Raw genomic sequence first — 2,332 nt, forward strand, 5'->3', positions numbered from 1 at the left:
CCGTAACACCATGCCAGGCGGCTGTTGGCATTACCAGGCTTGCCATCCAGTATGGCCGGATACATGGCGTGCAGGCCGGTACCGGATAGCGGGATCTTATGCTGCAGTATAAAGCTGATACATTCTGTGATCAGTTGTTTGCAGGTAACTTCTGCAATGCCGGCGCGGTATATTTTTGCCAGCAGTATTAATGCAGCACAGCTGCCATGCGCCAGGCTAAAAGCATCAACATAAGCGCCTGCAGGTTGCTCCGGTGTAAAAAAAATGGGAAGGCTTCTGCCCAGGGGTGTTACTTTACTGGCAGCCAGCAGCTGCTGTACCATAAATTCCAGGTGTGCGCGTACCTCCTGTTTCGCTGAAAAAGGCAGCAGAAAATTACTCATGCCTGTGCAGCCGTGCAGAAAATCAAAGTTCTTCCATTGCAGGTGCAGCTGGCTTTGTTCAATAGCGGCGGAAATAAATTCAGTGGTCAGGGAATCAATATCCATTTCCAGGAACTCATGCCTGTTCAGATGTTCCAATAACCAGAACGGGCCGGTATGGCCGGTGCAGAAGGAAAAATCCAATCCATTATACGGGGTATAACTGGCATGGAGCTTTTGCAGCAGGGGCACCGCATTATCCACCTCCTGGTCTGCATACTGCTCATAGTAGAACATAAAAAGCAGGGCGCCCCAGGGCCCTTTAAATAAGCTGCTGCTGGTGGCAGGATCATATCTCTGCTGATCCAGCAGGGGGATAAGATCGTTATAAATGTTCCGCAACTGTGTTGCTGTGTTATTCATTTTTCAGCGGCTGTTTGAAGTATATAACCTTTCCGGGTTATGAAAATGGAACAGGGATCGCGCATCCCTGTTCCTTAAAATTGTAGGGGCTTGCTATCAGGGGATCATGCAGCAAGGACGGCCGGGACCAGGACTGGTAGCCCTGCAGCTGGATATTAAACGGGTATCCTCAGTGCAGGTAGCTGCAAGGGTTGCAGCGCCGCCATTCAGCTGTGCCTGTTGATCTGCGGAAAGCTGTGCAACAGTTTCTTTGCTAAACATCAGCTTTTTGCTGAGCTCTACTTTTGTTTTTTTCATGATGGTAAATTTTTACATGAGGGTCCTCCCCTGTCTGTAGCCATGGGGCGGTTGTTCAGCTTCTATTAAAAAGATGCTTATTATTTATTTGGGCAAAGCTTCTCCCAGCCGCCATTGCAGGCAGCGGGGTACGGTTTGGCTTATCCGGGCTAAAGATCAAATGTGCTTATACAGCACTAGCAGAAATGCAGTATTGCTGATCAGGGGAATTTTCCTTTTTTCTCATACAATGGGAATTACGGTTATGGTTGTTAACGGTTACAGCTGGTTTAGATTACGGTCCTCTCCTGTTCTCAATGCAATCATTACGCCATGGGGTGGTTGTTCAGCGCATTTTCCAGGAACGGGGTTATTACGGGCTCTAAGTAAGTTGATCCATACGTGACGGGTTATTTGAGATTTGCAATTTGTAATTCTGAAGTTAAGTAAATTGATTTTGTAAAAAAAAATGTTTTTAAAAATTATTTTTACTACGCGCGCACACGCATAGGCAGGAGTATTTACCGGAGGTAAGCCATCTTCACAAAGCAACATTATTATGAAACTAACCATCACAGGATATTCAACAGCGCTGTTTTCAACCTGGTATTTCATTGAAGAATTGGGATTGCTGTTTGATGCAGGCGATGGCATCACAGCTGCATTACTGCAAAAGGCGAGAAAGATAGATAACGTTTTTATTTCTCATGCAGACCGGGATCATGTAACAGGGCTGCTGCAATTCAACCAGCTGAATGCAAGAGAAGGTTTTCCCAAGATCTTCTATCCTTTAAGTTCCAGCTCCTTTCCTGCCATCGAAACCTTTTCAAAGAATTTTGATCCGCATGTAAGCGGCACTACCTGGAAGGGCATCAAAGAAAATGAGCACATCCAAATAAAAGACGACTTATATGTGCAATCCATCAGGAATAATCATGTGCCGGCAGGAAAGGATGTTTTCAAAAGTTTTGGCTACCAGGTTTACCAGGTAAAGAACAAATTGAAAAAAGAATATGCGGGTTTATCACAGGAAGCCATCTTACAACGGATCGCGGAAATTGGCAAGGAGCAAATGACTGAGCAGATCAGGACCAATATACTCACCTATTCGGGAGATACGCCGGTGGATGATCCTGAGAGATGGAACAATACAAAAATACTGATCCATGAAGCAACCTTTTTAGGAGAACAGGAGCTGCACCACGCAAACACCCACCGGAACAAGCACAGTAATTTAGAGCAGGTTTTAAGAATGGTTTCCCAATTGAATA

The 2,332-nt window shown here is 45.5% G+C and carries 3 protein-coding genes; 1 reads left to right on the forward strand and 2 read right to left on the reverse strand.

Annotated elements, in window-relative coordinates; translation table 11 throughout:
* Positions 1-785, reverse strand: a 785-nt coding sequence (locus tag VIM87_RS03270; RefSeq protein WP_331995582.1) for a lanthionine synthetase LanC family protein, incomplete at its 3' end; no start/stop codon positions are given.
* A 96-nt stretch (positions 786-881) separates the two neighbouring features.
* The gene (locus tag VIM87_RS03275; RefSeq protein ID WP_331995583.1) at positions 882-1,082 is read right to left on the reverse strand and encodes a class I lanthipeptide; all 201 of its coding nucleotides are present in this window, start codon (positions 1,080-1,082) and stop codon (positions 882-884) included.
* Positions 1,083-1,620: 538 nt separating this feature from the next.
* On the opposite strand from VIM87_RS03275, the gene VIM87_RS03280 reads away from it, so the two are divergent.
* The coding region (locus VIM87_RS03280) for an MBL fold metallo-hydrolase (RefSeq protein ID WP_331995584.1) at positions 1,621-2,332 on the forward strand (712 nt) is incomplete at its 3' end.

The sequence above is a fragment of the Chitinophaga sp. genome, assembly GCF_036569125.1.
Classification (GTDB): Bacteria; Bacteroidota; Bacteroidia; order Chitinophagales; family Chitinophagaceae; genus Chitinophaga.

Excerpts from the sequence above, each read along its gene's own strand:
- VIM87_RS03275 (WP_331995583.1), bottom strand. The coding sequence starts at position 1,082 with ATGAAAAAAACAAAAGTAGAGCTCAGCAAAAAGCTGATGTTTAGCAAA.